Genomic DNA, 1,900 nt, shown 5'->3' with positions numbered 1-1,900 from the left:
TCTCCTCTGGCTGGCTGGTTGGTCGCACTCCCATTCCAGCCGGATACGCCGCCTTCCTCAATCCCCCCCGTACACCACTTTCGACAGTAACTCCGGAAAGACCACCTCACCCCGGCGCGCCTGCACCAGGGCATCGAGACGTCGTTTCAGGGCCGCCTTGCCCGGATCGTCCCGGAATTCCCCCTCCGGGATACCGTCAAGCACCTCCCTCGCCATATCCAGCTGACCGCGGTGCAGCAGCAGACGCGCCACCCAGATATGCAAACTCCCGTAGAGAGCGGGATCGGCATCCGGATCCGGCAGCTCGAACTGGTCCAGGGCCTCTCGCCATGCCCCCCTGGCAGCCGACATCCGCCCCCGCGTAATCAGGTAATTGATCCAGCGCGAGTGCCACCAGACGTTATCCGGCTCCAGCTCGATGGCCCTTTGATAGTGAATCTCCACGAGACCCGGGTCCCGGGCGAGGATATCCAGATTGTAAGCGCGATAGTGGTGCGCGTAATCATCCTCCGGCTCCCACTTCAGCGCCCGCTCGAATACCCCGGCCGCGCCCTCGAAATTCTCATGGTCACGCGACAGTGTGCGGCCCAGGATATCCAGCTGAGCAGCAAAGAAGGGACGCGCGCCATCCATGAGAGCCACATCCCCGGAATGCATGCCGTGGTGGAAGGCCTCACACTCCTCCACAAGCGCCAGCCCGTCGCCGGTCTCCCGTGCTTCGAAGCGTTCGCGATAGATCCCGTGCAATCTCGCGTGGGCCTCGCGTCGAGCCGCCGGCTCCAGCCACAGACCGTGCTCGCGAGCATCCGCCTTCAGCAGTTCATGGAGCCGATACACCCCCTGCTCCTCGAACAGCAGACAGTGGCGGAGCAACTGGCCCCACCAATCCGCCGGCACACCCAGCGCCTCCAGCATCGGCTCATCCAGGGGCCGGCGAACAAGACTCAAACGCCCCCATGCTTCCAGCAGAGCGCGAGCCTCCGGGGTCTTCTCCAGCGCCGCAATCAACTCCCCGGTCAGTCTGCGGCGCTCACGCCCCACCCCCCACCAGCGGGCAACCTCCTCGGGCGAGCGAAGCGCGGCCAGCGCCACCAGCAGGCGCACTTCCAGTGCCGACCGCTCCTCCAGCCCCGGCAAGTTCCGGGCGGCCAGCTCCTCCGCAACACCGGCCAGCTCACCCCACGCGGCTCTTTCCCGCAGCCATGGTGCAGCGGCCGATACGGCCTTGAGGGACCAGCGGCGGTCTTTTCGCTGCCGGGCAAGGCAGGGTTTACCTGTCACCACCTTGCGACACGGAGCAGCCATCAACCGCTCCACGACCTCATCGGCCTGCCTTCGGAAGTGGTCCGAGTCCTCGCCAGTCCCGGAAGACCAGCGCACCGGATCGTCACAGAACAGAACCACCCGATCGGGTTCCGACTCCAACCACTTGTCCAGGTCCTCCAGCTTGTCCGCCCAAAGCCGCCCCCCGTCACGCACGCCCGCGAGATCATCCGCGCCGATCACACCGGCGGCCGCGAGCCCCCGGGCCACGTCCAGCATCGCGGCCATACCCGCATCCGGAGCCCGCTCGGGTGGCTGCACCAGCACCGCCACATACCCTTCCTCCCGGGCCGTTGCCGCAAGCCGGCGCAGAAGAGTGCTCTTGCCGGCAAAGTGCCCGCCCTCAACCTGCCAGAACCACCGAGCCGGAAGCTCCTCCAGCCAGTCGCGCTGCAATCGATCCACCTCTGGAAGCACAGCAACGTTCATCAAACAGCTCCCGCACCAATCTGCATCAGAACAAGGGACAAGCGGTTCACCAGCGAGTTACTGTCGAAAGTGGTGTACGGGGGGGATTGAGGAAGGCGGCGTATCCGGCTGGAATGGGAGTGCGACCAACCAGCCAGCCAGAGGAGAT

Annotated in this window: 1 protein-coding gene; it reads right to left on the bottom strand. The window is 65.6% G+C overall.

From position 1 onward, the window contains the following. Window positions 1-57: 57 nt before the first annotated feature. Window positions 58-1,719: a tetratricopeptide repeat protein gene (locus D893_RS13640; RefSeq protein WP_246863940.1), complete on the bottom strand. Its 1,662-nt coding sequence runs from the start codon at window positions 1,717-1,719 to the stop codon at window positions 58-60. Window positions 1,720-1,900 lie beyond the last annotated feature (181 nt).

The sequence above is a fragment of the Thioalkalivibrio sp. ALE21 genome, from assembly GCF_003208255.1.
In the GTDB taxonomy this organism is placed as follows: Bacteria; Pseudomonadota; Gammaproteobacteria; order Ectothiorhodospirales; family Ectothiorhodospiraceae; genus Thioalkalivibrio; species Thioalkalivibrio halophilus.
Note: the sequence above shows the minus strand (reverse complement) of the source record. Positions and strands in the feature narration are given on the sequence as shown.